The organism is Arthrobacter gyeryongensis (genome assembly GCF_039543785.1).
Taxonomy (GTDB): domain Bacteria; phylum Actinomycetota; class Actinomycetes; order Actinomycetales; family Micrococcaceae; genus Arthrobacter; species Arthrobacter gyeryongensis.
Genome location: NZ_BAABKK010000022.1, coordinates 47,854 through 73,712 on the forward strand (window position 1 = coordinate 47,854; position 25,859 = coordinate 73,712).

Genomic DNA, 25,859 nt, shown 5'->3' on the forward strand with positions numbered 1-25,859 from the left:
ACATGAGCGACGAATTCTCCGTAGAAAGCGTCTACGCCGAACTCCTGGGCCGCGCCCCGGAAAACAAGATGGAGCCGCGGCTGGCGCCCCTGTACCGGGCCATGGATGTGCTGGGGGAGCCCAACAAGGCGTTCCCGATCATCCACATCACGGGTACCAATGGCAAGACATCCACCGCGCGCATGATCGAGGCGGGGCTTCGCGCCCACGGCTTGAGCACGGGCCGCTACACGAGTCCGCACTTGTCGAAGGTCACCGAGCGCATCAGCATCGACGGCGAGCCGGTTTCGGATGAGACCTTTGTCCGGATCTGGGACGAGATCCGTCCGTACCTCGAGATCGTGGACAAGGAACTCGAGGCCGATGGCCAGCCCAGGCTCACGTACTTCGAGTGCCTGACCATCCTGGGCTTCGCGATCTTCGCTGACCAGCCCGTCAATGTCGCCGTGATTGAAGTGGGGCTGGGCGGCATCACCGACGCCACGAATGTGGGCGACGGGCAGGTGTCCGTCGTGACGCCGATTTCGCTTGACCACACGGATCTTCTCGGTGACACCACCGAGGATATCGCCCGCGAGAAGGCCGGAATCATCAAGCCAGGCGGCTTCCTGATCAGCGCGGCGCAACCCGTGGACGCCGCGCAGGTGCTCCTGGAGAAGGCTCGCGAGGTTGGGGTGCCGTTCCGTTTCGAAGGCGTCGAATTCGGCGTCGAGTCCCGCAGCGTGGCCGTCGGGGGCCAAGTGCTGACCATCCAGGGGCTCGCTGGCCGCTATGAGGACCTGCTGCTGCCCTTGCACGGCGCCCACCAGGCCGAGAACGCGGCAGTAGCCGTCGCGGCCCTGGAGGCGTTCTTCGGTGGCGGCGAGAAAGAGCTCGACGGCGAGCTCCTGCGCGAGGCTTTCGGTAATGTCACCTCGCCCGGCCGTCTTGAGGTGGTGCGTACTGCTCCCACGATCATCGTGGACGCCGCCCACAACCCTGATGGCATCCGCGTCTCGGCCGAGGCAATCGAAGAGGCCTTCAGCTTCAGCAAGCTGGTGGTGGTCCTCGGGGTCCTGAAGGAAAAGGACGCGGAAGAAATCCTGCGGCAGCTCAAGGAATCCCTGGGCGGACTGGCCGAGGAATTCTGTTTCACGCAGTCGAGCTCGCCGCGGGCCATCCCGGCCGCGCAACTGGCCGATCTCGCCGTCGACCTTGGCTTCGGTGCGGACAACGTCCACATTGCCGAGAAGCTGGATGACGCGATCGAGTGGGCAGTGGAGCGTGCCGAAGCCAACGATGACCTGGCCGGCGGCGTACTCGTCACGGGTTCCATCACCGTGGTGGCCGAAGCCCGCATGCTTCTTGGGAAGGTTGGTTCCTAAGCGTGGCCAAACTCACCAAAGCCCAGCGCGAATGGCGGCCCGGGATGCCTAAGAAGCGCCGCTCCACCAAGGTGATGTTCGCTTCGACCGTGCTGCTTTTGGAGGCCTTCGTCGCGTTCTTCGCCACCTTGGCTGTCTTCGGACTGAAGCGTGGAGAGGTGCAGCCGGCCCTGATTCTGACATTCGGCATCACCTTGAGCGTCGTGCTGATCCTGTGCTGTGCTGTGCTCAGCAAGCCGTGGGGCATCGGGGTCGGCTGGGTAATGCAGCTGGTCTTGATTCTTTCCGGCTTCGTTGAGCCCACGATGTTCGTGGTGGGAGTCCTGTTCGCGGCCTGCTGGTGGTACGGCATCCGTGCCGGCATGAGGATCGACCGCGAGAACGCCCAGCGTGATCGTGAGCAAGCCGAATGGAACGCTTCGCACGGGGAAGACTCTGCCGGGCAGTCCGCCTGAGCGAAACCCCGTAAACTGGCTGGGAAACCCACACACTCAACATTGGAGCAACCGTGAGCATTGAGCGCACCCTTGTACTGATCAAGCCCGACGGCGTCGCCCGCAACTTGAGCGGCAGCATCCTCGCCCGCATCGAATCCAAGGGATACTCCTTGGTCGAATTGAAGAAGGTCAACGCCACCCGCGATCTGCTGGAGCAGCACTACGAAGAGCACCTGGGCAAGCCGTTCTACGAGCCGCTGGTTGAGTTCATGCTCAGCGGCCCGGTTGTCGCTGCCATCTTCGAGGGCCACCGCGTGATCGAAGGCTTCCGTTGCCTTGCGGGAACCACGGACCCGACGACGGCGGCGCCCGGCACCATCCGCGGCGACTTCGGCCGTGACTGGGGCCTGGCTGTGCAGCAGAACCTGGTCCACGGTTCCGACTCGGTGGATTCCGCCGAGCGCGAGATCAAGATCTGGTTCGGCGCGTAGCTTCCTGCCAAGACCAACATGGAAGGGGCCCTTGTTCAAGTGAACAAGGGCCCCTTCCGCTGTTAATGGGATAAGTACTCAGTAACCGGACGTCCCGATGAAGACATTGATGAAGGCAAAGAAAATGCTCGCGATCACGCCAACGTAGAGCAGCGCGGAAATGATCCAACCGGATTCGCTCAGGATCTTGGCCAGGCCTGCGGGGGCTGGAATGACCCCGTGTGCCACGTTCCTGATGGTCACGAAGACGAAGAGCGGGATCATGCATGCCCACACCACCATGCAGAACGGGCACAGGATGTGAATGACATACAGTGCCTGGGACCAGAGCCAGACGATGAAGATGAAGCCGAGTGTGACGCCGGTCTGCAGTCCGATCCAGTACCAGCGGGCGAACTTGGCCCCGGCAAAGATAGCCATGGCGGTGGTGATGATCACGGCGAAGGCGACAATGCCGATGAACATGTTGGGGAAACCGAAAACCGAACTCTGCGGTGTCTTCATGACGCTGCCACAGGAGACCCACGGATTGAGGTCGCAGGCCGTGATGTGGTTGGGGTCCTGGAGAACCTGCAGCTTTTCCAGCACGAGCGCGCCGGACGCAAGCCACGCAATGGCGCCGGTGGCGAGGAGGAGCCACGCAAAGGGGCGGTCGCGGACCATGCGTGGCATGGCCCCTTCGGGGCTCCTCCCGGTTGTCTCGTGCTGGAGGGAGCGGGCATCGTTATTGGCCAGGTTCGGGCTGGCGGGGCTCGGCATGGTTGGCTGTCCTTTTCTGGATGGCCCGGCGCAGGACCGGGGACTGCTCTTGGGAGGATTCTAGCCGCGGAGGCTGGAGGACGCGTCCAGCGAACGCGGCGGCACGGAAGCTTTCAGGGCGTGCTTCCTGCCGGGAGTGCGGGCGTGTGAGAGAATGAACATGGCCGGAAGCCGATCCACATGCGGAATCCGGTCCGGTATCTTGTTCCCAAGACCGCCAGTCATATGCAGGGCATGCCCAGGATCCAATGATCCCCGGTAGCGCCGCAGTGACAATGGACGGCACCTGGTTGTGGCATTAGAACAACGGGTTTGGAGCGAAGCCGGCTTTCCGTGGATGCCGCACCCCCATGCTGGTGCGAACCGGAAAGACTACTACTGACTTCTGTCAACGCCTGCGGGTTTTGACAATATTGCCTCTCTGGGCACCGGATGTGGCGGTTGCGCAAGGGCAGGAGTGTTGCCACATATGGATAACGAGCAAGTTGTAGCCGCCGCCGAAGATGCGGCGTCCACCGAGACCACCGAAGCACCCAAAAAGGTCACCCGCACCCGCCGCAAGGCTGCACCGAAGACGGTTACCGCGGATGAAGCCCCCGACGCCGGAGCTGCCGCCGCGGCGCCGCTCACCGAAGCGACGGACACCGAAGCGCCCAAGGCTCCCGTCCGGCGCACAAGGGCTCGAAAGAAGGTCGAAACTTCCGAACCGCTGCCAGGTTTCGCCGAAGAAGCTTCCACGGAAGGTGGCGAGGCTCCGAAGGCTGCCGCCGTCGTCGAGCCTGAACTAGCGGCAGAAGCCGAAGCTGCCCCCGAGAAGCCGGTCCGCCGCCGTCGTACTACGAGGGCAAAGAGTCCCGAACCCGTCGCCGAAGAAGCCCCGGTTCAAACACCGGCTGCCGAGGTTGCGCAGCCCGAAGAAATCGCTGTGGTCGCGGAGATTGCGCCGGAGGAAACCACTGAGGAACCGGCCGTCGAGGCGGAAGCCGCAAGCCCGATCGCTTCGTTGTTCATGGAACCTGGCTCCGTCACGTCCATGATCTTCCAGGCGCCGGACTTGAGCGCCGTTGCCAGGCCGGCCGTCGTCGAAGAGGAACCGCAGGCTGACGCCGAAGAAGTTTCCGAGGACAACGAACTGGATGAAGCCGGCAGCCGCCGTCGCCGTCGCAGCCGTGGGCGTCGTGGACGCCGGGGCAACGAGCGCGATGAAGCCACGGGAGAAGAAACGTCCGCGGAATCCGAGGACGAGCCAGAAGCCGGTACCGAGGAAGTCCTCGAAGAAGGCGTAACCTCCCGCCGTCGTCGGCGCCGTCGTCGTGGCGATCAGGACCTGGAGCTGACGGGTGGCGGAGACGACGATCCCCCCAACACTGTCACCCGTGTCCGTGCCCCGCGCGCACACGTTGAGTCCACCAGCAGCTCCGACCGAGTCACGAGCGTCAAGGGCTCCACTCGCCTTGAAGCCAAGAAGCAGCGCCGCCGCGAGTCCCGCGAGACCGGCCGCCGCCGCCAGGTCATCACCGAGGCCGAATTCCTGGCCCGCCGTGAGTCCGTCGACCGCCAGATGATCGTTCGGCAGCGCGACGACAGGATCCAGATCGGTGTCCTGGAAGACGGCGTGCTCGCAGAGCACTTCGTGTCCAAGACACAGCAGGATTCCCTGATCGGCAACGTCTACCTGGGCAAGGTCCAGAACGTGTTGCCGTCGATGGAAGCCGCGTTCGTCGACATTGGACGCGGCCGCAACGCCGTGCTGTACGCCGGTGAAGTCAACTGGGATGCCGTCACTTTGGAAGGCAAGCCGCGCCGGATCGAAAACGCCCTGAAATCAGGCGATTCCGTATTGGTCCAGGTCACCAAGGACCCCGTGGGTCACAAGGGCGCACGCCTGACGAGCCAGATTTCGCTCCCAGGCCGCTACCTTGTGTACGTACCGGGCGGGTCAATGACCGGTATCTCCCGCAAGCTGCCCGACGTCGAGCGCAACCGCCTGAAGAAGATCCTCAAGGACCGCCTCCCGGAGAACGCGGGCGTCATTGTCCGCACCGCCGCCGAAGGTGCTTCCGAGGAAGAGCTGACACACGACATCAACCGCCTGCGGGCCCAGTGGGAAGGCATCGAAAGCCAGTCCACGTCCACCAAGATCCTGGCGCCGGAACTGCTGTACGGCGAACCGGACCTGACCATCAAGGTAGTCCGCGACGTCTTCAACGAGGACTTCTCCAAGCTCATCGTCTCCGGCGATGAAGCATGGGACACCATCGAGGCCTACGTCACGTACGTGGCGCCGGACCTGGTGGGACGCCTCGAGAAGTGGACCTCGGATCAGGACATTTTCTCGGCATGGCGTGTGGACGAACAGATCCACAAGGCATTGGAGCGCAAGGTCTTCCTGCCCTCCGGTGGTTCGCTCGTGATCGACCGCACCGAGGCCATGACGGTTGTTGACGTCAACACCGGGAAGTTCACCGGCAGCGGTGGCAACCTCGAGGAAACCGTCACCAAGAACAACCTTGAGGCTGCCGAGGAAGTGGTCCGCCAGCTGCGCTTGCGCGACATCGGCGGAATCATCGTCATCGACTTCATCGACATGGTCCTGGAATCCAACCGCGATCTCGTGCTGCGCCGCTTGGTCGAGTGCCTCGGCCGGGACCGTACCAAGCACCAGGTAGCCGAGGTGACGTCGCTTGGATTGGTCCAGATGACCCGCAAGCGCATGGGCACCGGACTGCTGGAGGTCTTCGGCGAGCAGTGCGAAACGTGCGCCGGTCGCGGAATCGTCACGCACGATGAGCCTGTGGAGCACCGTCGGGCCAACGTGGTGGCCGCTGAACACCACCACCCGCGCACGGAGTCACAGCCGGCCGTCCGCCCCGAGCAGCGCAAGCGTCGCCGCGGCAGGGGCACCGGTCCGGGGACCACCGAGCTCCCGATCACTCCTCCAGTGCCGGTCCACAGCGTGGAATCCACTGATCCGAATCGCCAGGCAGCCACGCGCGCAGCCCTTGCCACCATCGCGGCTGCTGCCCACGCAGCCCACCTGCACGACGACGAGCTCCACCACGCGGCGGAATTGCTCGCCGACGGGCACGTAGCGGAAGCAACCCCGGCCCAGGCCCCCGCGGCCCCGGCCCAGCCTCCCGCGGCCCCGGTCCAGGCTCCTGCCGCTGCTTCGAGTGGCGAGGAACGTTCGAAGCCTGTGCTGCGATTCGGCGGTGAGGAAGTTGCGTTGCCCTTCGTCCACCACGAAGAGGAGCCAGCGAGTGGTGCACCTGCCATGAGCCTGGACCTGTTGGCACAAGCATTCGCAGGCCTCGGAGAAGCTCCGGACACCGCGACGACGGCAACTGAGGCCGAGGAAGCGCCCGCAGGGACCCCCGCCGCCGTTGCAAGCGGAGAATCCCCGGAAGCGGGTTCGCGTGGACGCCGAGGCCGCCGCAACCGCAGCGCCAGCCGGGCCCAGGGTGCCGCCAACGCCACCAACGTGGAGCACCACGAGGTTGCCGTGGCCGCCTCCGGTGGGGCCGCGCACGAGGCCAAGGCGGCGGACGCTGCTCCAGCCAAGTCGACGGCGGCAGCGGAACCGATCATCCTCGGGGTCGGCGTGCCCAAGTCCGAACTTTAGACGCAGTACCCTGTCCGAAGCCCCGGCCGTTTCCGCTCTTGTGGAAACCACCGGGGCTTCGGCGTTGCCAGCCAATTCACCGGACCACCGCTCAGCGCGGTTGCAAAGGGCGATTTCAGCGGGTGGGGTGTGATCCGGGTTAAGCTAGGGGACTGACACGGGGTGCCGCGCACCAAGCCGGCTGAGACCAGACCCGTTGAACCTGTCCGGTTAGCACCGGCGAAGGGATGTCTTGCATGACTGTTTCAGCGCAATCAGCCGTCTACCCGCTTAAGGCCATCCAGCGAGCTATCCCGAGGGTCCTCAGCATTGCCGGCTCGGATCCTTCGGGTGGTGCCGGGATCCAGGCAGACCTCAAGAGCATTGCGGCCAACGGAGGCTATGGCATGGCCGTGATTACGGCGCTCACGGTACAAAACACGCAGGGCGTCACTGCCGTCCATGTGCCTCCCGTCGAATTCCTGCGCCAGCAATTGGATGCCATTAGCGACGACATCACCGTCGATGCTGTCAAAATCGGCATGCTCGGGGACGCGGCCGTCATCCACGAGGTCCGTCGCTGGCTCGGCGAGGCGCGTCCCGCCGTCGTCGTGCTGGATCCGGTGATGATCGCGACCAGTGGCGACCGGCTCCTGGCGGAGTCCGCTGAAACCGCGCTGCGGGAACTCCTGCCCCTCGCTGACTTGGTGACCCCCAACCTTCCTGAATTGGCCATGCTGCTTGGCGAGCCTGTTGCCATTGACTGGGCATCGGCGTTGGAGCAAGGCAAACGCCTGGCTGCCGCCTGCGGAAACACCGTCCTGGTGAAGGGCGGCCATCTGCAGGGAGAGGCCTGCCCCGACGCCCTGGTCAACACCGAAGGAGTCCTCAGCCAGGACGTGGTGGAATTTGCCGGTCAACGCGTGGAGACCCGCAACAGCCATGGCACGGGATGCTCCCTATCCTCGGCGATGGCGACGGCCAAGGCGCGGCTCGGTGATTGGGAGTCCGCCCTGCGTGTAGTCAAGCCCTGGCTTCAGGAGGCGCTGACCCGGTCCGAGGTGCTGGAAGTCGGGAAGGGCAACGGGCCGATCCATCATTTCCACGCGCTCCAGCAGGACCTTCAACCGGGGGACTTTGCCGTCCGGATGTGGGACACCGCCCAAGCGGAACTTGCGGCCATTTATGGCCTGGACTTCATCCAGCACTTGCAAACCGGTGGCCTCAGCGAAGCGCAGTTCAGCTATTACCTGTCGCAGGATGCCATCTATCTCAACGGCTATTCCCGGGTCCTGGCACGGGCAAGCGCCCTCGCCCCGAGGGAAACCGAACAGCTGTTCTGGGCCCGCGGCTCGCAGATGTGCCTTGAGGTCGAGTCCGAGCTGCACCGGAATTGGCTCAGCGGACGCCAGGTGAGCGGAGAGCTTGGCCCAGTCACCAAGGCCTACGTGGACCACTTGCTGGCGGCTTCGGTATCGGGCAGCTATGCCGTGCTGCTGGCTGCCGTGCTTCCCTGCTACTGGTTGTACGCCGAAGTGGGACAGCAGCTCCACCTTGGCTATGTTCAGGCGGGAGCGTCGGACGAGCACCCTTACGCGGACTGGCTGCGCACTTACGCAGACGAGGCGTTCGCAGCGGCCACCCGCACGGCGATCGACATCACGGATGCCGCCGCGCAGGCCGCGTCGCCAACGGAGCGCGCCGCTATGATGGAGGCGTTTGCCCAATCCTGCCGTTATGAAACGGCGTTCTTCGATGCTCCAAGATTGCACGCCTGAGCCCGTTTTCTGGGGCGGAGGCACGGTAGCCAGGCCTATTTCCGCGGGCGCTGCAGCGTGTCGGCGTGAGGATCCGAGCTTTTCCCGGCCGGCAGGGTAAGGTGGACGGGCACGGTACCGGATGGCGACATAGCCAGTGTGTGGCAGCCATCACGTGGCAGCCTCCGGACCTGGCCTCATTTGCAGCCGAAGGCGAAACTAGCGTAATCTAGATCTTCGGTGCTTACGCCAACACTTGGGTTATGCCCCTAGAAACCGTTCATTTGGAACTTACCTTTCATTTGGAACTATTCGAGGGATGACTCATGGATTCCGTACCGGAGTCCACGGCGTTGAGGCACAGCGTGAACCAGGCCCGTTTTCGGATCGGGGTTCCGCACGCAAATTTAGTAATAAACGTCGAGAGAAGTGAGTGCCCAAGTGGTGTACGCGATTGTCCGCGCAGGCGGCCGCCAAGAAAAGGTTTCCGTTGGAGACTACGTAACCCTGAACCGCGTCCCCGGTGGAGCCGGCAGCACCCTTGAGCTGCCCGCACTGCTCCTGGTGGACGGTGACAAGGTCACCTCCGCTGCTGCGGATCTGGCCAAGGTCAAGGTTACGGCTGAGATCCTCGAAGACCTCCGTGGTCCGAAGATCGTCATCCAGAAGTTCAAGAACAAGACCGGCTACAAGAAGCGCCAGGGTCACCGTCAAGAACTCACCAAGATCAAGATCACCGGTATCAAGTAACCACTGGTTGCTGTTCAGGTTTTCAACAGATTCCCCAGAATTTTAAAGGCAGGCATTTCAAATGGCACATAAAAAAGGCGCGAGCTCCACTCGCAACGGTCGTGACTCCAACGCCCAGTACCTCGGCGTAAAGCGCTTCGGTGGCCAGGTCGTTTCCGCAGGCGAGATCATCGTCCGCCAGCGCGGCACCCACTTCCACCCGGGCGCCGGTGTCGGCCGCGGTGGCGACGACACCCTGTTCGCCCTGCAGGCAGGTGCGGTTGAGTTCGGTACTCGCCGCGGCCGTCGCGTAGTGAACATCGTTGCTGCTGCAGCTGCAGAGTAATAACACGTTCTGAACGGGTGGAGCGGGCCGTATGGCCCGCTCCACCTGTCTTTTTAACCGCACTAGAATTTACTAGTGCGGGCGGCGCAACAGCGGCGCAACACGCACTTCAAGCAGTAATTTCCAGTTAGAGGAGAAACACGTGGCGACCTTCGTAGACCGGGTAGTACTTCACGTATCCGGCGGAACAGGCGGCCACGGCTGTGTCTCTGTTAAGCGCGAGAAGTTCAAGCCCCTGGGCGGACCCGACGGCGGCAACGGCGGTAACGGCGGCGACGTCATCCTGCGCGTTGATGCCCAGACCACCACTTTGCTTGATTACCACCACGCACCGCACCGCCACGCAACCAACGGTGGCCCCGGCATGGGTGACTGGCGCGGCGGCAAGAACGGTGAAACTCTCGTGCTTCCCGTACCGGACGGCACCGTGGTCAAGACCAAGGACGGCGTTGTCCTTGCTGACCTTGTAGGTGAAGGCACCGAGTTTATCGCCGCTGCAGGCGGCCTGGGCGGCCTTGGTAACTCTTCGTTGTCTTCGCAGAAGCGCAGGGCTCCCGGATTCGCCCTCCTCGGTACTGAAGGCGACTCCAGCGACATCGTCCTGGAATTGAAGTCCATCGCGGACATCGCGCTGGTTGGCTTCCCCTCTGCGGGCAAGTCCAGCCTTGTCGCGGCGATGTCAGCTGCGCGGCCCAAGATCGCCGACTACCCGTTCACTACCCTGATCCCCAACCTTGGCGTAGTCCAGGCTGGTGAGGTCCGGTTCACCATCGCAGACGTTCCCGGGCTGATCGAAGGGGCGAGCGAGGGCAAGGGCCTGGGCCACAACTTCCTGCGGCACGTCGAGCGTTGTGCCGCGCTGGTGCACGTGCTGGACTGCGGAACCTTGGAAGCGGACAGGGATCCGCTCTCCGACCTTGCGATCATCGAGCAAGAGCTGGACAAGTACGCCGTGGACATGAGCTACGCCGGTGTTGACGGCGAAGTGGTCCCCCTGAACGAACGTCCCAAGCTTGTTGTCCTGAACAAGGTGGACCTGCCCGATGGTCGGGACATGGCCGAGTTCGTCCGTCCCGAACTGGAACAGCGCGGCTACCGCGTCTTCGAAGTCTCGGCCACGAGCCATGAAGGCCTGCGCCAACTGAGCTTCGCCATGGGCGAGATCGTCATGGCCGCGCGCAAAGCCGTTGCCGCCGCGCCTCCCAAGGTGGCAGCGCCCGTCCTCCGCCCCCGTGCCGTCAACGAGTCCGGCTTCAAGATCCGCCGCGAGGAAAAGAACCTCGAGCCGCTCTTCCGCGTGCTCGGGGACAAGCCGGTCCGCTGGGTCAAGCAGACCGACTTCACGAACGAGGAAGCCATTGGCTACCTGGCCGATCGCCTGGCCAAGCTCGGCATCGAAAACGAACTGTTCAAGATGGGTGCCGTTCCGGGTGACACCGTGGTGATCGGCGAAGAGGACGGCGTCGTCTTCGACTGGGAGCCCACCATGATGGCGGGCGCCGAACTCCTGGCGACGCCTCGAGGAACGGACATCCGTGTTGCCGACATCGGCGACCGCCCCACCCGTTCGCAGAAGCGCGACGAGCAGCTCGAACGCCGCGAGGCCAAGGCTGCAGCACGCGCCGAGCTCGAAGCCGAGCGGAAGGCGGGCATCTGGACTGAGTCCGTCAGCGGACGTCGTCTACCCAAGCCCCTGAAGGAAAGCGGCCTGGAAGCCGAAAATGACGACTAGCACGGCCCGCATCGCTGAAGTCACCGAAGGCGACGACTCCGCCGAACGCCAGGCACTGGCCGGCGCCAAGCGGATCGTCGTCAAAGTGGGTTCGTCTTCGCTGACCAGCATCAAAGGCGGCATCTCGGAGAAAGCGCTGACGGCGCTCGTCCACGCCCTGGCTGAGAAGCGCAATTCCGGGACGGAGATCATCCTGGTCTCTTCCGGTGCCATCGCGGCGGGTCTCGCGCCGCTCGGCCTCGCCAAGCGTCCCAAGGACCTCGCCACGCAGCAGGCTGCGGCCAGTGTGGGCCAAGGGCTTTTGATGGCGCGCTATTCGCAGGCTTTTGCCGCGCACGGGGTCACGGTCAGCCAAGTGCTCTTGACGGCGGATGACTTGATGCGGCGCACGCAGCACAGCAACGCATACCGGGCGCTGGACCGTTTGCTGAACCTCGGCGTCGTGCCCGTCGTGAACGAAAACGACACCGTGGCGACGCACGAAATCCGTTTTGGCGACAACGATCGTCTGGCCGCTTTGGTGGCCCACCTTGTCCGGGCGGACGCCTTGGTCCTGCTGTCCGACGTCGACGCCCTCTACGATGGTCCGCCGTCATTGGGTGCCAAGCGCATTCCGCTTGTCACCGGTCCCGCTGACCTTGTCGACGTGACCATCGGTAAGGCCGGTAAAGCCGGCGTCGGAACCGGAGGCATGACCACCAAGGTGGAGGCTGCGTCGATCGCCGCAGGCTCCGGGATCCATGCCCTCGTCACCTCCACGGCCAATGCCGCCGCCGCACTGGCAGGCGAGGACGTGGGCACGTGGTTCGCCATCAACGGCAACCGCAAACCCGTCCGCCTGCTCTGGCTGGCCCACCTCGCTTCGGTCCGGGGCCGTTTGGTGCTCGACGACGGCGCCGTCAAGGCCGTGCGCGACCGCCACACCTCCCTGTTGCCCGCCGGAATATCGTCGGTGCAGGGAGACTTCGAGCCTGGCGATCCCGTGGAGATGGCTTCTGTCGAAGGCACTGTGATTGCCAGGGGGTTGGTGAACTACTCGGCGGAGGAGCTTCCCCGCATGCTTGGCCGTTCCACCAAGGAACTCGCCAAGGACCTTGGCCGCGGATATGACCGCGTAGTTGTTCATGTTGACGACCTCGTGCTGGTCCAGCAGGCCCGCTCCACTAAACTTGGAGAATGACTGAGGCCCTTACCCCTGATTCTCCTGTGATGACTGACGCCCTGGCTGCTGGCAATGCCGCCCAGGTGCCGGAAACTCCGGAGACGGGAAACGCGCCGCTCACCCCCGAGCAAGTGGAGGCGGCCGTGCATTCGATCGCGGACCGCTCACGGCAGGCCGCGCGGCACATGGCCCAGGCGAACCGTGCCTGGAAGGACCGCGCCCTGCACGCTATTGGCGCAGCCCTCCGGGAAAAGCAGGGGTCCATCCTCGCCGCCAATGCGAAGGATGTTGAGTCCGGCCGCAACAACGGAACCTCCGCTGCCATGCTGGACCGCCTGACCCTGACACCTGCCCGCATCGACGGCCTTGTGGCGGCCCTTGAAAACCTGGCGGGCCTGCCGGATCCCGTGGGAAACGTCGTCCGAGGCCAGACCCTCCCCAACGGACTGCGCTTGCGCCAAGTCAATGTGCCCATGGGAGTCGTCGCAGCGATCTATGAGGCCCGCCCCAATGTCACAGTCGACATCGCGGGACTCGCCCTGAAGAGCGGCAATGCAGTGATCCTGCGCGGCGGATCGGCCGCTGCCCACACCAACGCAGCCCTTGTGACCATCCTCCGCGATGCGCTGGAATCCGTCGGGTTGCCTGCCGACGCCGTGCAGAGCGTCGACCAATTCGGCCGCGAGGGCGCGAACGTCCTGATGCGTGCCCGTGGCCGGGTGGACGTGCTGATTCCGCGTGGTGGACGGGACCTGATTCAGACTGTGGTGAACAACTCTTCCGTGCCCGTCATTGAGACCGGCGAGGGAAATGTGCACATCTTCATCGACGAGTCCGCCAGCGAAGAGATGGCCGTCGATATCCTGCTTAACGCCAAGACCCAGCGCCCCAGCGTTTGCAACACTGTCGAAACTCTCCTGGTGCACTCGAAATCCACGGTGCTGCCCGCCGTCGCCGCCGCACTTCGTTCCGCCGGGGTCACCCTGCATGTCGACTCCCGGATTCAAGCAGCGCTGTCCGGCTCCGTTGACACAGTCCCCGCCGACGACGTCGATTGGGCCACGGAATACATGGACCTCGACCTCGCAGTTGCCATGGTGGACAACCTCGACGAGGCAGTCGCGCACATCCGCAAATGGTCGACCGGCCACACCGAGGCCATCCTGACGAACAATCTGGCGAACGCGGAGAAGTTTATTGCGGACATCGATTCTGCGGCGGTCATCGTGAACGCTTCCACGCGTTTCACCGATGGGGGTGAGCTCGGCCTTGGTGCCGAGGTAGGAATCTCTACCCAGAAGCTGCACGCACGCGGTCCCATGGGCCTCACAGAGCTGACCACCACGAAGTGGATTGTCCAGGGTGAAGGCCAGGTCCGCGGCTAGCGACGCTGTACCATAGAACAGAAGTCCTGAACGGTGGGAGGATCCGCCGTCGAAAACGTTTGAACCGCTAGGGGAGAAAATGCAGTTTCAGCAGATCGCCATTTCCATTCTCGCTCAAGGGGGCGAAAGCGAGGCACCGGCGCCGTTGTGGGCTCCTCCTATCGTCTTCGGCATCACCATCTTCTCCATCCTCCTGGTCCTGATGTTCGTGGCGGTCTCCTACACGAACCTTGGCAACCGTCACGACGCGGTCGACGAGCACTCAGACCCGCACCGCCAGCACCCGGCCAAGCACCCAGGGCTGGGTCACTAACATTTCCGCCGCAAAACCCTTCGAGGAAACGGGGCGCCGACTTCGCTTGGGCGTGATGGGTGGGACCTTCGATCCCATCCACCACGGCCACTTGGTTGCTGCCAGTGAGGTTGCTGCCAAGTTCCGCTTGGACGAGGTGGTCTTCGTGCCCACCGGACAGCCCTGGCAGAAGTCGCACAAGCAGGTCAGCGAAGCTGAGCACCGGTACTTGATGACGGTCATTGCCACGGCTTCCAACCCCAATTTCACGGTGAGCCGCGTGGACGTGGACCGCCCCGGTCCCACGTTCACCATCGACACCCTCAGGGATCTGCGGACCCAGAGGCCGGATGCGGACCTGTTCTTCATCACGGGCGCGGACGCCTTGGCGCAGATCCTGTCCTGGAAAGACGTCGACGAGCTTTGGACCTTGGCGCATTTTGTCGGTGTCACCCGGCCCGGTCATGTCCTTGATGGCATGGGCAGGGAGGACGTCAGCCTGCTGGAAGTGCCCGCAATGGCGATTTCTTCGACGGATTGCCGTGCCCGCGTGGGTGCAGGCAATCCGGTCTGGTATCTCGTGCCTGATGGAGTAGTGCAGTACATCGCCAAATACAAGCTGTACTCGGGCAAACCCGGCATGGGGGAGCCCCTGCATGCTATGACCGGATCAGAACACCAAGCCCGTACCGAGTGAGTTTTGAATGAGCCAGGAACAGCCCCCCATCCCTAGCCGGCGCGAGCTTCGACGAGCCCGGGACGCACGCGTGGAAGAAACCGGCGCAAGTCCCGCAGCAGCCGAGGCCGTTACCACCGACGACGCCAACCACGCGTCCGGTGGAGCTTCGGCCAATCGGGTGCGCCGGGTGGCCGATGCTCCGCTGGACGCCAAACCCGCCTCGGAACGTTCTTCGCAGGCCCGTGCACGCGACCGCGCCGCACTCCGCGCCATCAAGGAACTCGCGGATAAGGAGCAGCAGCTTTCCCGCGGCGGTCCGCCCACGCGCCGCCAGTTGCGCCTGCAGCAATTGCAGGAAGAAGTTGCCCCGGGCACCTCGGCGATCCCCGTTGTCCCGGCACCCGGATCCGGGCCGAGGACGTCCAGTGTCCCGGTCCAGGCCGCCGGCAGGCAGCAGTCCGGCCCTGATCGCCCGGGCGTATCGCCTGGCGGCGGTGTCCGGGTCACGGCAGGCCCGCCTCCCGGCGCCCCCGAAATGACCGTGGAGCAGGCCTTGATGGCCCGCGAGCTCTTGGCTGCCCAAGCGAACAACCAGTCCAACAAGCTTGAGCATATCGCGGCAATGGAATCAGCGGTGCAGAAAGTCCCCGCCGCCGAATCCGGGGTTTCCGGTACCGACGTCGAGCCGGCGGATCCGGAGGCCCTGGCCGAGCAAATCGCCCAGGCTGAACGCGAGGCTATCCTCAACAAGAGGGCCATGGCGAAGCAGAAGCTTGCCGAGCAGAACAGCCGTCCTTCAGGTCCGGTCCGCGTCGAACCTTCCGTGGCCAGCAACCTGGCCATGGTGACGCCCCTGGAATTCGTGAAGGTTCCAGGACTCGAGCGTCCCGTCATGAAGCCGCCCGGCACCACCTTTGTTCCTCTCGTGACCTCACCTGCGCCGAAACTGAAGCCCGGGCAGTCGGCGTCAGGCAAGCCCCGCAGCCTGCGCGGCCGGGCAGGAGTCCTGGCGCGCGCGGAGGCGGCCGCGAAAGCGGCAGGTCGACGCCCGGCGTCGGGCCCTGAGCCCGATGGCGAGGCATTCGCGGAAGCGGCCGAACATCCGCCCATTTCGGCAAGTTCGGCTTACGGACTTGAACCGCTCGATGCCGCGACGGCGGGACTTGGGCGCGCCCAGCGTACCCGGCTACTGGTCCTGGGACTCGTGGGCATCGGAGCCATCGCCCTGATTGCGGGCATCATCATGATCACCAGCGGACTTTCCCGCTGACAACAACGGCTTTTGCCACCAAACAGGCTTCGTTCATTCCTGAAGCCGCATACAAGGAGTCCCGTGACTGCACATGAACAATCCGTCCTCTTGGCCCGCCACGCCGCCCGCGCGGCAGCGGACAAGCTCGCCGAGGACATCATCGCCTTGGACGTCAGCGAACGTCTGGCCCTGACCGACGTCTTCCTGATCGCCTCGGCTCCCACCGAGCGCCAGGTCAACGCCATCGTCGACGGCATCGAGGAAGAACTGCTCAAGCAGGATCTGCGCCCGGTCCGCCGCGAAGGGCGGTCGGAAGGCCGCTGGGTTCTGTTGGACTACGCCGACATCGTGGTGCACGTCCAGCACTCCGAGGACAGGGTCTTCTACGCCCTGGAACGCCTGTGGAAAGACTGCCCGGTAGTGGATCTGGAACTCGGTGACGACGCCTCGGCGAAGGCTCCCGCCGTCGAGGAATCCTAGGCTTTAAGGCACCAACCAACTGAATATGCCCGATTTGGAATTTTCGGAAATACTGTTCTAAGATATTTGAGTTGCTTCGGAGGAATCCGAAAACTGGAGGGGATTTCCAACCAGTTCACGGCTCGTGAAGCAGCAAGGATATGGGGCTGTGGCGCAGCTGGTAGCGCACCTGCATGGCATGCAGGGGGTCAGGGGTTCGAGTCCCCTCAGCTCCACCATAGAGTCAAAAGAGCCGCCCCGTTGGGGTGGCTCTTTCGTTTTCTCCAGCGTTCTTGGCGTGGATCGCTTTGGGTGTGTTTGCGGATCTTGTCCGGGCCCTTGATGCCGGCAGCGATCAGGTTCTGCACGCGCTGGAGGGTGTGCAGCTCGGCGAAAGGTTCGTTCAGGTGGTGGCCGGTGATGGTGTCTTCCTGGATGAGGAGTTTGACGAACAGTGCCTTGCTGAGAGCGCGGCGTTGTTCATCGGTGCAGCGTTTGTAGAGTTCCTGGGGTCCTCAAGGAGCTTGAGGCACTCGTCGATGAGGGTGACGCCGTCTCCGAGGTCTTCAGCGACGGCCTCCATTCGCTCACTCAGTTTTTCCCGTTGCGCGGCGATGTCGCGGAGCCGTTCGCGGACTTTGTCCCGTGGGATGGTCCTGTGAATCGCAGCGATAAGTGGCGGGCTTTTCGCGCCGTTAAATGTCACCCCTAATGTTCGTTCGCGGATCGCGCACCGCCGGGTAGCGTTGGACTATGTCTTTGCTCGTCCGTCCTTCGGTTGCCCTGCATGCGGCATGGCTAGAGGCGCACGAGGAGTGGGGCCCCGGGATCCACGAGGATGGTTTCGGTTTGGTGGAGACCGACGATGTCCGATCGTCGGAAGGACTCCGTATGTTTGTCGATCGGCTCTTAGCCAAGGAAGTGTCGCCTGGCGACGATGGCGGCACCTTTCGGTGGATAGTCGAGGACGGGGAGGTCCTCGGCGGAATCGCTCTGCGCCACGAATCTGTGCAGGAGATGGACGTGCTGGGACACGTGGGCTATGGCCTCCGGCCGTCCGCTAGAGGCCGCGGCCTTGCCGCTGCCGCGCTCCGGGAAATGCTTTGCCTGGCGAAGGCCCGCAGTATGAATAGAGTGCTGCTGAGCTGTTTTATGGACAACACTCCCTCGGTGAAGACTATCGAACGCTGCGGAGGCGTTCTAGACCGAATCGTCACGACCGACCGGGGAGAAGTCGGACGCTACACCGTCAGGCCCTCATAGCGATCGACTTATCGGGCACCGAGAGAGTTCGTGGCCACCGTCTAGGGAATGAGTGCTTCTTCGTCGGAAAGTTGGTGGACTTCTATCCATGCCTCCCTGAACCTTGAGAACAGAAGCACCAGGGAGGCCAGAAGCAGGAAGACGGCGGCCGCCCAAAGGGCCGTATCGGTACCCGCGACGGTGGCTATAAGGCCGCCCAAGGGGGCTCCGATGACGATCATTCCCCGGTTGAGTGAACGCCTCGTGGCACTCATGCGGGCTATGAGCCTGTCCGGCGTCACAGCCTGCTGGTACCCCATTTCCAGTGGCCCTTCGACTCCCATGGCCATGCCGAACAGCAGCTGCCCGAAGGCGGCCAGGGCAAATGCAGCCCACAACTCTTCCGGCCAGTGCAGCGGAGAACCGTAGGTCTCTCCGGCATGGGCCCCACCGGCAGCGAGGGGCGCCAATGCCACCAACGCGATGGCAAAGGGTTGGGCCAGGCGTGCAGCCACAATTGCGTTGCCTGTACCCCACCGATGCCCGAGCCGGGTGGACAGTGTGGTGCCGATGACGGCCCCGATTCCGGAACACCCAATCACCAAACCCAACCCCAGGGCACCCAAACGAAGGTTATTCAGGATCACCGTCGGCAAGACAGCACCGAGGATGGCGGAGCCGATGAACCAGATGTGGGTACTCCACGCCAAGGGCGCCAGATGGGTATGGCCGTAAACCCAGCGCAGACCCTCCCCGACCTTATGGCGAAGCCTTTGTTTGCTTCGAACCGGCGGCTGGCCGGATGGTCGTTCCAGGGTAAGGAGCACCGCTGCCGAGAAGAAGAATGAGGCAGCATCCACAAGCAGAGCGATAGGGGCGGTCACGAAGGCGACCAGACCGCCGGCTACGGCGCTTCCCGTTGTTTGGGCCACGGTGTCGCTTTGCTGGAGTCGGGCGTTTGCCTTGATCAGTAGAGATCTGGGGACCAGTTGGGGGATGAAGCTCTGGTACGCGGCGTCACTGGTCAGTGCGAGGGTTCCAAAGGTGAACATCAGGATTATCAGCGTCGGAACCGAGAGTGCCCCTGTTACTGCCTTGACGCATACGCCGGTAAGGATCAGGCCACGGCCGAGGTCTCCGCCGATGAGTACCGTTCGGCGAGGGAATCGGTCAATCCAGACTCCGGCAACCAAACCGAAGAGCAGATACGGGGTCCACCTGGCCGCATTGACCAGGCCCTGGTCCAACGGTGTGCCGTTCATCGTCACAAGAATCAGAACGGACAACGCTAGGGTCGTTATGTAGGTGCCGAAATCGGACACCGTCGAGGCCAGCCAGAACCGGACAAACGCCGGAGAGCGGCGAAGCCTCGACTCCATTGCCGAATCGCCGTCGTCAGAGATTCCCATGTTCCCCCCCAATCACCTCGTAGGCTTAGAGCCTAGCGGTGACGATGCCGGACATCGGGAGCATAGAGAAACAGTGACGCCGGCGGGGACGGCAAAGTGTCCGTAAGCCTGGCGGGAAATCGTGGCTTCAAATGGCCGCTGCGCCACCGTTGTCGACGTTACCGCGCCAGGTGGCGAGTGCGGCGACGTCGTTGTGGCTGAGCCCTGCTTCTTCGATGAACCTGTCGAGGTCAAGACCGTCCAACGCTGCGCGGAAGGCCTCTTCGGTGGTAGTGCCGTGGCGTTCGCAGAGTTCGTTGAGCAGGGGCTCGACATTATTCCGGTTGCTACTGGCGGCTCGCAAATCGCCTAGCCTTACTGTTTCAAGGTAGTCATCCACGATGGCCTCATCCCGGACGTCAATCGCTGAGAGCAGCAGCATGGCAATTATCCCGGTCCTGTCCCTGCCTCCCATGCAATGGAACAAGACCCCGCCTGATGGAGCGTTCACGATCGAGGACAGAGCCGCGCCTGCTCGTTCGGGCATTGCCGCGAGGTGGGGTAGGAAATAGAGTGCGGTGCCCACCAGCCCGTTGTCCCAGTAGTCCGCCCAGAACTCGGTGTTCTCAAGGCCGTCGAGATCGACATGGATCGTGGTGAGCCAGCCGGGACGCTCCTGGGTGTCCGTGTCACGCTCGCGTTGTTGGCGGAGGTCAACGATGGTGCGGATCCCGGCGTCGTAGAGGTGTTGCCATCCCGCCGGGGTAAGCCAGTCGACGTTTTCGCTTCGGAAAAACACCCCGCGCGGTGTGAAGGTTCCATCCGCGCGCCTGAGTCCACCGAGATCGCGGGCGTTGACCAGCCCGTCGGCTTGCAGGACGCGGTCGCTGCCATCTGATGGTTCCATGCCCCCAAGTAAAACAAGCGGGAGCTGGGCCGCCTGTCACCAAATATCCGCTGTCTCTGGATTGGCCGCCGAGTGGACGGCGAATCAATGCAAATGCCTCCATTCAATGCGGCAAAAAGCCGTAGCCGTCAATAGGTGCTCTGTTGTTCTGCAAACCGGGCGATCACAGCCGCATCCGGTTTGTGGAACGTTCGCCAGTCAGAGCGGACGTCGACCCAGCGCGCGGGTTGGCCAACCTCCGGCAGGAGTTCCGTTGCGGGGTCGGCGGTCGTCCAGTAAGACAAGTTCAGTGTCGCTGTCCAGTCTGAGCGGTATGAGCGGGCAGCTGCGAAAGCCGGGCGTTCGGCAATAAGGAGTTCAACGCCTGTCTCTTCCGCGAGTTCGCGAATTGCGCCCTCGCGCGGCGTCTCGCCGGGTTCCACTCGTCCGCCGGGAGGTACGAGGCCGCGCCAGCGGTGCTGAACGACGAGTATGCGTTGGAAGTCCGGTGAGAACACCCACACATCGGCTGCCAGCGGGCGCGGGTCCACTAGCCATTCGGACTGGAACCAGGTCAGGAGTCCTTCTTCTGCTGTGTGAGCGATGCCTGTCGATTGGTTCGCGCGGCAAATGTAGGCACAACGATCTCCACTGAGGTTGGCCAAACCAGACCCTTACTTTGAGTGGTCGTCACTGGGCTATTCACGCCATTGATCGTCGCCGACCACCCGAAGGTCCAAAGCTTCTGATCGGTCAGTGATCCGCCGACTTTTCGATCTGTCTCACAAACGGCCGTCCATGGAACACTCGCTGGCCAACTCGGGAATCGCGGCGTGTCGTGTTCCATGGGCCGTGTCCGAGAGCTATGTACTCTCAGGCGCGTCCACGGTACATTTCTCGGCATGGCATTGGTCGGATAACGCCCGGGTGTCCACCGGAGGGCAGAACCTTGAGCGGCAGATCGACGCGCTCAAGGCTGCCGGGTGTCGACGCATTTTTGTCGAGAAGAAGTCCGGACGGGACGGCGAACGGCCGGAGCTCGTTTCCTGCCTGCGCTTTCTGGAAGCAGGTGACACCTTTGTGGTGCCGTCCCTCGACCGGCTCTCACGGTCGCTCCAGGATCTCATCACCACCGTGGGTCGGCTAAGAAGTCTTGGCGTCGGATTCACTTCGCTGCACGAAAACCTCGACACCACGACCCCGGGCGGCAGGCTTGTTTTCCACGTCTTCGCTGCGTTGGCCGAATTCATCCGGGAACTGATCGTCGCCGGAACTCATGAAGGCCTTGCCGCAGCGAGGGCGCGGGGCCGTGTCGGCGGACGGCCCAGCGTCGCCACGCCGGACATCATCCGTGCCGCCAGGGACATGCTGCCCAACCCCGAATCCAGCATCATATCTATCGCCAAGCTACTCGGCGTGAGCCCAGGTACTCTGTACAACCACATTCCGGATTTGAAGCAACTTAGGGCCAGCTGCCACAAAGGCTGAGCCCGAATGTGCCAGAGCCGGCGCGGAAGCGCAGCAGGATTTTCGCTGATCTCCGCAGAGGGACTCGGATGCTGCCACGCATGCGAGACATGCGGCCGAGATGCTCAGCATGGTTGGAGCAGATTCACTATCACTCAGTGCCAGGTAGACCTAGCCCAGCTCATTCAAGCTTTAAGGCACGCCCCATCCGCCCCTCGCTAGCGGAGGGACGGGGGAACGCCCCGGCCAAGGTCCTCGAGTCGTGGGTTATCTTTTTCCCACACATCAAAAAGTGCTTCGAGCCCGTTCTCCCGGAGGTACTGTGCTTCCTCGCGGAATATGGGTGTCGCGTACAGGAATACAACGTGTCCGCCATCGGACAGCGATAAGTCAGGTATGAGGTTGTCATAGCTCTCCAGCATCAACCAGGACGTGAATTGCAGACCCTCGATAATGTGTGAGTTCTCGTAGGTGACCGTTTCTCCCGGTTGCACGACGGTCTGGTCCGTGACTAGATCATTGGCCATCATTGCCAGGGCACTCCTGAACTCGTCGGTTCCGGCGTCGACGGCGGCAAAAATCTCGAAACCATGGCCTAGCCCATGGGACGGACTCCCATGCACCAGCGCATGAAGACCAAAGGTGGCATATATGTGCAGCCCAATCTTGGACGATCCTTTAGGCCACTCAAGTAACCCAATTAGTCCTCGGTCCTGGGCGAACCTCATGTACTCCGGCTCGCCACCTACACACTTTCGATAGTGGGCATCAACTGCATCTACGCTGTCCATCTTATGGTCCTCCAAACGGCCACCAGTCATTCCATGCTTTCGGCCACCACTGCCCCACACCGGGCCCAAGCTCGGAGGATTGCTTTGCGGAGTTGCAGGATTTGCACGCGCCTATAAGGTTCCTGAGGTCGTTAGCGAGGCGCGACCTCACCTCTCGTGTCATCTCCTTGCCGCCTGACTCCCAGATATCCTTCAAGGCTTTGATGTGGTCAAGCGTGCTAGGAGGCCGCTCCCCACAATACGGGCAAACTTCGGTTTTTGCCTTGGCAGCTTCTGTTGTCGCTTTGTTCGCTCTCGAGAATTTACTCCGTTTGAAAGGGTTCTCGGGGTCGCCACCGGCCCCGCTGGCCCCTCCTGTCGCTCCGGCTGATCCTGCTGCTGCTTGGTTGTCCGCAGCGTTTTCGTTGTTCATTCGCAGGTTCGCTGCGGCCGCTTGGGCGATCTGGGCTGCTGCTTGCGCTGCAAGAGCGGCGCGTCGTGCTGCTTCTGCTGCGGCCGCTGCGGCTGCTGCTGCCGCGGCCTGGCTGATTCAGAGGGAACATACAACGAGACATCCGTCGAGGCCGACGTCTTTATCAATGGTGACCGCGTCCTGACCGACAACGTTGAGCTCTTTGATGGCCTCGTATCAGGTGGAACCAACACATATGTTGTCCATGTGAAGCGTGACTTTGACGTCAAAGTCCGCGATGTCCGATCACAGATCATCAACTCGGCTCAGATCATCGAGAACGATCTGCGGGTGGGATCACTTGCCAAGTTGAAGGCGCATCATGCACGGCTCGTGAACTGGGGGCGAACGACCATCTCCGAGGCTGACTTCTTGAAGCTGTTCGATCAGCCGCGGGTCTATGTCCTTGCCTATGGAAGCAAAGTTAAGGTGAGCGAGTCGACCCTCACGAATTTTGGATCAAGCGTTGCCCGCATGGAAGTCGTCTCGTTGAACAATCAGTTCCGACAGCTCGGTAGTGCTGAGTCCATGGCTAAGCTCCGTGTGGCGTGGATTAAGATTGATGAAGGACAAGGGGCTGATGGCCAATCTAAGTAACGGCGACATTCTGAAGCTCGAGAAGTTGTTCGGCATGTCGTCGGGCTATGTGCTCGATTTTACGAATCAGACGTTCAAACAGTTTGTTGGGAACTCTCTTTCTTTTGATCCGTACAGCCGGTACGTGGGCTCGAAGGCCAACATCCTGCGTGGAATTTGGAATAAGGAGTCATCGGCTGATGTGGCTAAGCTCGACTTGGAATTACTCGAGCATTGGCGCCTCAGCAACCTCCTCGGTGGTGTTGAGCCGACACCCTCAGAGCAACAGATCGCCCTGGAACTGGAGAGCCAGTTCCAGACAGGTCCTACTGAAGAGTCAGCGGCTGATCTCGCATTTCTGGCTCGCGACTTAGGGGAGTGGCAGATTAGCTCGCTTCCGGTCGAACTGAGCACCCAGGATGTCGTTCGAGCACGCCTTGTGGAGATCGACAAGTGCTTGAAGGCGGATGCGCCACTGGCGGTCATCTTCCTCGTCGGCAGCACTCTTGAAGGGCTTTTGGCAGAGTTGGCAAAATCTCATGCGTCCGAGTACACGACGTCTTCGGCGGCACCCACCCTGAAAGGCAAGGTCAAGCCACTTGAATCCTGGACACTTGCCGAGCTGATTGTCGTGTCCCGTGCGCTTGGAATCCTGAGGGAGGACGTAATGAGCCATGCCGATCACGTCCGTAAATTCCGGAACTATATTCACCCACGACAGCAAATCTCGGAGGGTTTCGAACCGAGATTGATCACCGCGCAGATTGCCCAGAAGGTCCTGCTCGCAGCGCTAGAAGATCTCGCCGAGCTGGCTAATCCCAGGCGGCTATCAAGGAATACTGTGTGATTGAATTTACGAACAGGGAAATAGCATCGATCATCGTGACTATCGGCGTAATCGCCATTCTCTTCTTGGCGCCAAAGATACGGACGAGCGTTGGGCCCGCCTTGCGTGATGTATTATGGTCATTCTTCGTTCGACCCATTCTTATCGTCCTTGGAATCTACTTCGCTTACGCGATACTGGTCGTGTTTGGCGCGTGGGAGCTAGGGTTTTGGAATAACGCCCTCTTGAAAGACACGGCAATTATTATTATTTTCACTGGCCTTCCTATGGTCTTCAGGGCTAATAAGGTGGCATCGGGCACGGTTCTTGTTCGGCAAGCGATCAAGGAAACACTTGGAGTCTCAGCTTTCCTCGTGTTCTATCTGGGCCTGTACTCGCTGCCGATTTGGGGTGAAATTCCGCTTCAGATCGTGCTTGGCTTCCTCGGGATCATGGCTGCGTTTGCGGCGCATCAGAAGGAGCAGGCCTCACGTCGTGTAGGTACGGTCGCGAATGTGATCATCGCCGGTATCGTTTTGTGGCTGATCATCCAAACGGCTGTCGCGCTGGCGAATGCCTGGGATCCCGCCGAGGTCCCGAAGATGGTGTCGACCTTTGCGTTGTCTGTCTGGTTGCCGCTGCTTCTCTTGCTGCTTATCTACTTCCTGGCGTTTTACATGAGTTGCGAGATGATTCTCCGGTCGCTCACGACCTTCAACGACCAAGTTAAGCTACCGCTTCGCGTCAGGCTGGCAGTGGTGCTTGGTCTGCACTTCAGCGCACATCTTGCATCGTCTTTCATTGGCAGGTGGAGGGTGGATGTTGCCAAGGTGGCCACCTTCCGGGATGCACTAAAGACCATGAGGGCCTATCGAGAGGCGGACCGAGAGAAGGTTGCGGCTCAACGTACCCATCAAAAGCGACTCAAGGATTTTGCTGGTGTCAAAGGTGTCGACGACCAGGGCCGACAACTGGACAGACGCGAGTTCAGCGCGACCAAACAGGCGCTGACGCAACTGTTCTATAGCCAGATGGGGCAGCACCGAAACCGGCACGGACACTTTCAGGCTGATCTCGATCTGGTGTATAGCGATTACCACCTGCGCAAGGTGACGCTCGATCCTTCCGTTGAGATGAAGGTACGTAAAGACAAACAGGCTTGGTACGCATGGCGTCGGACTATCGGTGGCTGGTACTTCGGTGTCGGAGGGACCAGTGATCTCGATTCGCAGTGGCAGTTTGACGGACCTGAGCCACCGAGAACTTTCCCTAGTAGCCTTAATGAAGACTGGACCAACGCCACCAAATCAGAATCTTCGCTTGAATGGCGAACTGCAGACGACATCCAGTCCTAATTTTCAGACTTTTCTGTCACGGGTATCGCTGAGTAAATGCTCATACGAACTCCGCATCTTCACGCCCGCCTCAATCAACCGTGACCGCACCGTATGAGCAGTCACACCCATCCGCTTGCCAATCGTCGCCAGTGAGTCACCTTGTTCGTAGAGCCTGACTGCTTCCTTGATCTGCTGCGCGTCCAGACCGACCTTGCGTGGCGCGATGCCGTGGCGGCGGAGATGCTTGCTAATAGTCTCTCGGCTGATCCCGTACTTGGCGGCCAGCTCCTTGACCCGCATCCCTGCCCGGTAGTCCTCAGCCAGTGCCTTGGTTTGTTCGGCACTGAGGTGGGTGAAGTGGCGGGGGATAGGCGGTTCCTCTCGCACCACCTCAGGTCTGGCCCGGAGGGTGTCTATCAAGGAACGAAGCTTGACGGACCCGCTACTTTG

27 protein-coding genes, 1 tRNA gene and 1 riboswitch are annotated in these 25,859 nt (G+C 62.1%); of the genes, 20 read left to right on the top strand and 8 right to left on the bottom strand.

What is annotated here, in order from left to right:
* Window positions 1–2 precede the first annotated feature (2 nt).
* Genes ABEA18_RS15420 through ndk form a run of 3 tightly spaced genes read left to right on the top strand, consistent with a single transcriptional unit; the run spans window position 3 to window position 2,292 of the window.
* Complete coding sequence (locus ABEA18_RS15420) at window positions 3–1,364, top strand: bifunctional folylpolyglutamate synthase/dihydrofolate synthase (protein ID WP_345450437.1); 1,362 nt, start codon at window positions 3–5, stop codon at window positions 1,362–1,364.
* Window positions 1,365–1,366: 2 nt separating this feature from the next.
* Window positions 1,367–1,819, top strand: coding sequence for a DUF4233 domain-containing protein (locus ABEA18_RS15425; protein WP_345450439.1), 453 nt, complete (start codon window positions 1,367–1,369; stop codon window positions 1,817–1,819).
* Between the two features lie 53 nt (window positions 1,820–1,872).
* Complete coding sequence (ndk, locus tag ABEA18_RS15430; protein WP_345450441.1) at window positions 1,873–2,292, top strand: nucleoside-diphosphate kinase; 420 nt, start codon at window positions 1,873–1,875, stop codon at window positions 2,290–2,292.
* A 78-nt stretch (window positions 2,293–2,370) separates the two neighbouring features.
* On the opposite strand, the gene ABEA18_RS15435 is transcribed toward ndk, so the two are convergent.
* The gene (locus ABEA18_RS15435; RefSeq protein ID WP_345450446.1) at window positions 2,371–3,051 is read right to left on the bottom strand and encodes a vitamin K epoxide reductase family protein; all 681 of its coding nucleotides are present in this window, start codon (window positions 3,049–3,051) and stop codon (window positions 2,371–2,373) included.
* A 469-nt stretch (window positions 3,052–3,520) separates the two neighbouring features.
* Here ABEA18_RS15435 and ABEA18_RS15440 point away from each other — a divergent pair, with 469 nt between their 5' ends.
* The 12 genes from ABEA18_RS15440 (at window position 3,521) to ABEA18_RS15495 (ending at window position 16,684) form a co-directional block, all read left to right on the top strand.
* The gene (locus ABEA18_RS15440) at window positions 3,521–6,673 is read left to right on the top strand and encodes an Rne/Rng family ribonuclease (protein WP_345450448.1); all 3,153 of its coding nucleotides are present in this window, start codon (window positions 3,521–3,523) and stop codon (window positions 6,671–6,673) included.
* A gap of 148 nt (window positions 6,674–6,821) precedes the next feature.
* Window positions 6,822–6,918: riboswitch (TPP riboswitch) on the top strand.
* A complete protein-coding gene (thiD, locus tag ABEA18_RS15445; protein ID WP_345450450.1) occupies window positions 6,910–8,430 on the top strand; it encodes a bifunctional hydroxymethylpyrimidine kinase/phosphomethylpyrimidine kinase in 1,521 nt (506 codons plus the stop codon). (Overlaps the previous riboswitch by 9 nt.)
* Before the next feature lie 420 nt (window positions 8,431–8,850).
* Window positions 8,851–9,159: a 50S ribosomal protein L21 gene (gene rplU, locus ABEA18_RS15450; RefSeq protein WP_028267456.1), complete on the top strand. Its 309-nt coding sequence runs from the start codon at window positions 8,851–8,853 to the stop codon at window positions 9,157–9,159.
* A 61-nt stretch (window positions 9,160–9,220) separates the two neighbouring features.
* Window positions 9,221–9,484: a 50S ribosomal protein L27 gene (gene rpmA / locus ABEA18_RS15455; protein ID WP_003803426.1), complete on the top strand. Its 264-nt coding sequence runs from the start codon at window positions 9,221–9,223 to the stop codon at window positions 9,482–9,484.
* Window positions 9,485–9,626: 142 nt separating this feature from the next.
* Window positions 9,627–11,216, top strand: a complete 1,590-nt coding sequence (gene obgE / locus ABEA18_RS15460) for a GTPase ObgE (RefSeq protein WP_345450453.1) — start codon at window positions 9,627–9,629, stop codon at window positions 11,214–11,216.
* Window positions 11,206–12,396: a glutamate 5-kinase gene (gene proB, locus ABEA18_RS15465; RefSeq protein ID WP_345450454.1), complete on the top strand. Its 1,191-nt coding sequence runs from the start codon at window positions 11,206–11,208 to the stop codon at window positions 12,394–12,396. Before obgE ends, proB begins: the two co-directional genes overlap by 11 nt.
* The gene (locus ABEA18_RS15470) at window positions 12,393–13,763 is read left to right on the top strand and encodes a glutamate-5-semialdehyde dehydrogenase (protein ID WP_345450456.1); all 1,371 of its coding nucleotides are present in this window, start codon (window positions 12,393–12,395) and stop codon (window positions 13,761–13,763) included. The genes proB and ABEA18_RS15470 overlap by 4 nt, the downstream gene beginning before the upstream one ends.
* A gap of 79 nt (window positions 13,764–13,842) precedes the next feature.
* Window positions 13,843–14,076: a hypothetical protein gene (locus ABEA18_RS15475; RefSeq protein WP_284984198.1), complete on the top strand. Its 234-nt coding sequence runs from the start codon at window positions 13,843–13,845 to the stop codon at window positions 14,074–14,076.
* 55 nt (window positions 14,077–14,131) lie between these two features.
* Window positions 14,132–14,752: a nicotinate-nucleotide adenylyltransferase gene (gene nadD, locus ABEA18_RS15480; protein WP_425550540.1), complete on the top strand. Its 621-nt coding sequence runs from the start codon at window positions 14,132–14,134 to the stop codon at window positions 14,750–14,752.
* Window positions 14,753–14,759: 7 nt separating this feature from the next.
* On the top strand, window positions 14,760–16,004 hold the full coding sequence (locus ABEA18_RS15485; RefSeq protein WP_345450461.1) for a hypothetical protein: 1,245 nt from the start codon (window positions 14,760–14,762) through the stop codon (window positions 16,002–16,004).
* Between the two features lie 63 nt (window positions 16,005–16,067).
* Complete coding sequence (gene rsfS, locus ABEA18_RS15490; protein WP_059389355.1) at window positions 16,068–16,466, top strand: ribosome silencing factor; 399 nt, start codon at window positions 16,068–16,070, stop codon at window positions 16,464–16,466.
* Between the two features lie 142 nt (window positions 16,467–16,608).
* Window positions 16,609–16,684: transfer RNA gene (locus ABEA18_RS15495), tRNA-Ala, on the top strand.
* Window positions 16,685–16,848: 164 nt separating this feature from the next.
* Here the strand turns inward: ABEA18_RS15495 and ABEA18_RS15500 are convergent.
* Complete coding sequence (locus ABEA18_RS15500; RefSeq protein WP_345450463.1) at window positions 16,849–17,151, bottom strand: hypothetical protein; 303 nt, start codon at window positions 17,149–17,151, stop codon at window positions 16,849–16,851.
* Between the two features lie 47 nt (window positions 17,152–17,198).
* On the opposite strand from ABEA18_RS15500, the gene ABEA18_RS15505 reads away from it, so the two are divergent.
* Window positions 17,199–17,708, top strand: a complete 510-nt coding sequence (locus ABEA18_RS15505; protein WP_345450465.1) for a GNAT family N-acetyltransferase — start codon at window positions 17,199–17,201, stop codon at window positions 17,706–17,708.
* 41 nt (window positions 17,709–17,749) lie between these two features.
* Here the strand turns inward: ABEA18_RS15505 and ABEA18_RS15510 are convergent, their stop codons facing one another.
* From ABEA18_RS15510 to ABEA18_RS15520, 3 genes are all read right to left on the bottom strand, one after another.
* Window positions 17,750–19,096 (bottom strand): MFS transporter, encoded by a 1,347-nt coding sequence (locus ABEA18_RS15510; protein WP_345450467.1) that lies wholly within the window; start codon window positions 19,094–19,096, stop codon window positions 17,750–17,752.
* A 127-nt stretch (window positions 19,097–19,223) separates the two neighbouring features.
* Window positions 19,224–19,982 carry a tyrosine-protein phosphatase gene (locus ABEA18_RS15515; protein ID WP_345450470.1) on the bottom strand — a complete coding sequence of 253 codons (759 nt, stop codon included), beginning with the start codon at window positions 19,980–19,982 and terminating at the stop codon, window positions 19,224–19,226.
* A 128-nt stretch (window positions 19,983–20,110) separates the two neighbouring features.
* Window positions 20,111–20,626: an NUDIX domain-containing protein gene (locus ABEA18_RS15520; protein WP_345450472.1), complete on the bottom strand. Its 516-nt coding sequence runs from the start codon at window positions 20,624–20,626 to the stop codon at window positions 20,111–20,113.
* Window positions 20,627–20,759: 133 nt separating this feature from the next.
* On the opposite strand from ABEA18_RS15520, the gene ABEA18_RS15525 reads away from it, so the two are divergent.
* On the top strand, window positions 20,760–21,449 hold the full coding sequence (locus tag ABEA18_RS15525; RefSeq protein ID WP_345450474.1) for a recombinase family protein: 690 nt from the start codon (window positions 20,760–20,762) through the stop codon (window positions 21,447–21,449).
* A gap of 197 nt (window positions 21,450–21,646) precedes the next feature.
* Here ABEA18_RS15525 and ABEA18_RS15530 read toward each other — a convergent pair whose 3' ends face one another.
* Together ABEA18_RS15530 and ABEA18_RS24685 are read right to left on the bottom strand one after the other, a co-directional pair.
* The gene (locus ABEA18_RS15530; protein WP_345450476.1) at window positions 21,647–22,219 is read right to left on the bottom strand and encodes a suppressor of fused domain protein; all 573 of its coding nucleotides are present in this window, start codon (window positions 22,217–22,219) and stop codon (window positions 21,647–21,649) included.
* 1 nt (window position 22,220) lies between these two features.
* Window positions 22,221–22,631 carry an HNH endonuclease gene (locus tag ABEA18_RS24685; protein WP_425550541.1) on the bottom strand — a complete coding sequence of 137 codons (411 nt, stop codon included), beginning with the start codon at window positions 22,629–22,631 and terminating at the stop codon, window positions 22,221–22,223.
* 21 nt (window positions 22,632–22,652) lie between these two features.
* On the opposite strand from ABEA18_RS24685, the gene ABEA18_RS15535 reads away from it, so the two are divergent.
* From ABEA18_RS15535 to ABEA18_RS15545, 3 genes are read left to right on the top strand one after another with little or no spacing between them, the layout of a single operon-like run.
* A complete protein-coding gene (locus tag ABEA18_RS15535; protein WP_345450478.1) occupies window positions 22,653–23,267 on the top strand; it encodes a hypothetical protein in 615 nt (204 codons plus the stop codon).
* Window positions 23,233–24,093, top strand: coding sequence for a hypothetical protein (locus ABEA18_RS15540; protein WP_345450480.1), 861 nt, complete (start codon window positions 23,233–23,235; stop codon window positions 24,091–24,093). Before ABEA18_RS15535 ends, ABEA18_RS15540 begins: the two co-directional genes overlap by 35 nt.
* Window positions 24,090–25,427 carry a hypothetical protein gene (locus ABEA18_RS15545; protein WP_345450482.1) on the top strand — a complete coding sequence of 446 codons (1,338 nt, stop codon included), beginning with the start codon at window positions 24,090–24,092 and terminating at the stop codon, window positions 25,425–25,427. The genes ABEA18_RS15540 and ABEA18_RS15545 overlap by 4 nt, the downstream gene beginning before the upstream one ends.
* 3 nt (window positions 25,428–25,430) lie before the next feature.
* Here the strand turns inward: ABEA18_RS15545 and ABEA18_RS15550 are convergent, their stop codons facing one another.
* Entirely contained in the window at window positions 25,431–25,829 is a 399-nt protein-coding gene (locus ABEA18_RS15550; RefSeq protein WP_345450484.1) for a hypothetical protein, read from the bottom strand.
* Window positions 25,830–25,859 lie beyond the last annotated feature (30 nt).

Excerpts from the sequence above, each read along its gene's own strand:
- ABEA18_RS15420 (WP_345450437.1), top strand. The coding sequence starts at position 3 with ATGAGCGACGAATTCTCCGTAGAAAGCGTCTACGCCGAACTCCTGGGC.
- ABEA18_RS15435 (WP_345450446.1), bottom strand. The coding sequence starts at position 3,051 with ATGCCGAGCCCCGCCAGCCCGAACCTGGCCAATAACGATGCCCGCTCC.
- ABEA18_RS15440 (WP_345450448.1), top strand. The coding sequence starts at position 3,521 with ATGGATAACGAGCAAGTTGTAGCCGCCGCCGAAGATGCGGCGTCCACC.
- thiD (WP_345450450.1), top strand. The coding sequence starts at position 6,910 with ATGACTGTTTCAGCGCAATCAGCCGTCTACCCGCTTAAGGCCATCCAG.
- rpmA (WP_003803426.1), top strand. The coding sequence starts at position 9,221 with ATGGCACATAAAAAAGGCGCGAGCTCCACTCGCAACGGTCGTGACTCC.
- proB (WP_345450454.1), top strand. The coding sequence starts at position 11,206 with ATGACGACTAGCACGGCCCGCATCGCTGAAGTCACCGAAGGCGACGAC.
- ABEA18_RS15470 (WP_345450456.1), top strand. The coding sequence starts at position 12,393 with ATGACTGAGGCCCTTACCCCTGATTCTCCTGTGATGACTGACGCCCTG.
- ABEA18_RS15475 (WP_284984198.1), top strand. The coding sequence starts at position 13,843 with ATGCAGTTTCAGCAGATCGCCATTTCCATTCTCGCTCAAGGGGGCGAA.
- nadD (WP_425550540.1), top strand. The coding sequence starts at position 14,132 with ATGGGTGGGACCTTCGATCCCATCCACCACGGCCACTTGGTTGCTGCC.
- ABEA18_RS15485 (WP_345450461.1), top strand. The coding sequence starts at position 14,760 with ATGAGCCAGGAACAGCCCCCCATCCCTAGCCGGCGCGAGCTTCGACGA.
- ABEA18_RS15505 (WP_345450465.1), top strand. The coding sequence starts at position 17,199 with ATGTCTTTGCTCGTCCGTCCTTCGGTTGCCCTGCATGCGGCATGGCTA.
- ABEA18_RS15510 (WP_345450467.1), bottom strand. The coding sequence starts at position 19,096 with ATGGGAATCTCTGACGACGGCGATTCGGCAATGGAGTCGAGGCTTCGC.
- ABEA18_RS15515 (WP_345450470.1), bottom strand. The coding sequence starts at position 19,982 with ATGGAACCATCAGATGGCAGCGACCGCGTCCTGCAAGCCGACGGGCTG.
- ABEA18_RS15525 (WP_345450474.1), top strand. The coding sequence starts at position 20,760 with ATGGAACACTCGCTGGCCAACTCGGGAATCGCGGCGTGTCGTGTTCCA.
- ABEA18_RS15530 (WP_345450476.1), bottom strand. The coding sequence starts at position 22,219 with ATGGACAGCGTAGATGCAGTTGATGCCCACTATCGAAAGTGTGTAGGT.
- ABEA18_RS24685 (WP_425550541.1), bottom strand. The coding sequence starts at position 22,631 with ATGAACAACGAAAACGCTGCGGACAACCAAGCAGCAGCAGGATCAGCC.
- ABEA18_RS15540 (WP_345450480.1), top strand. The coding sequence starts at position 23,233 with ATGAAGGACAAGGGGCTGATGGCCAATCTAAGTAACGGCGACATTCTG.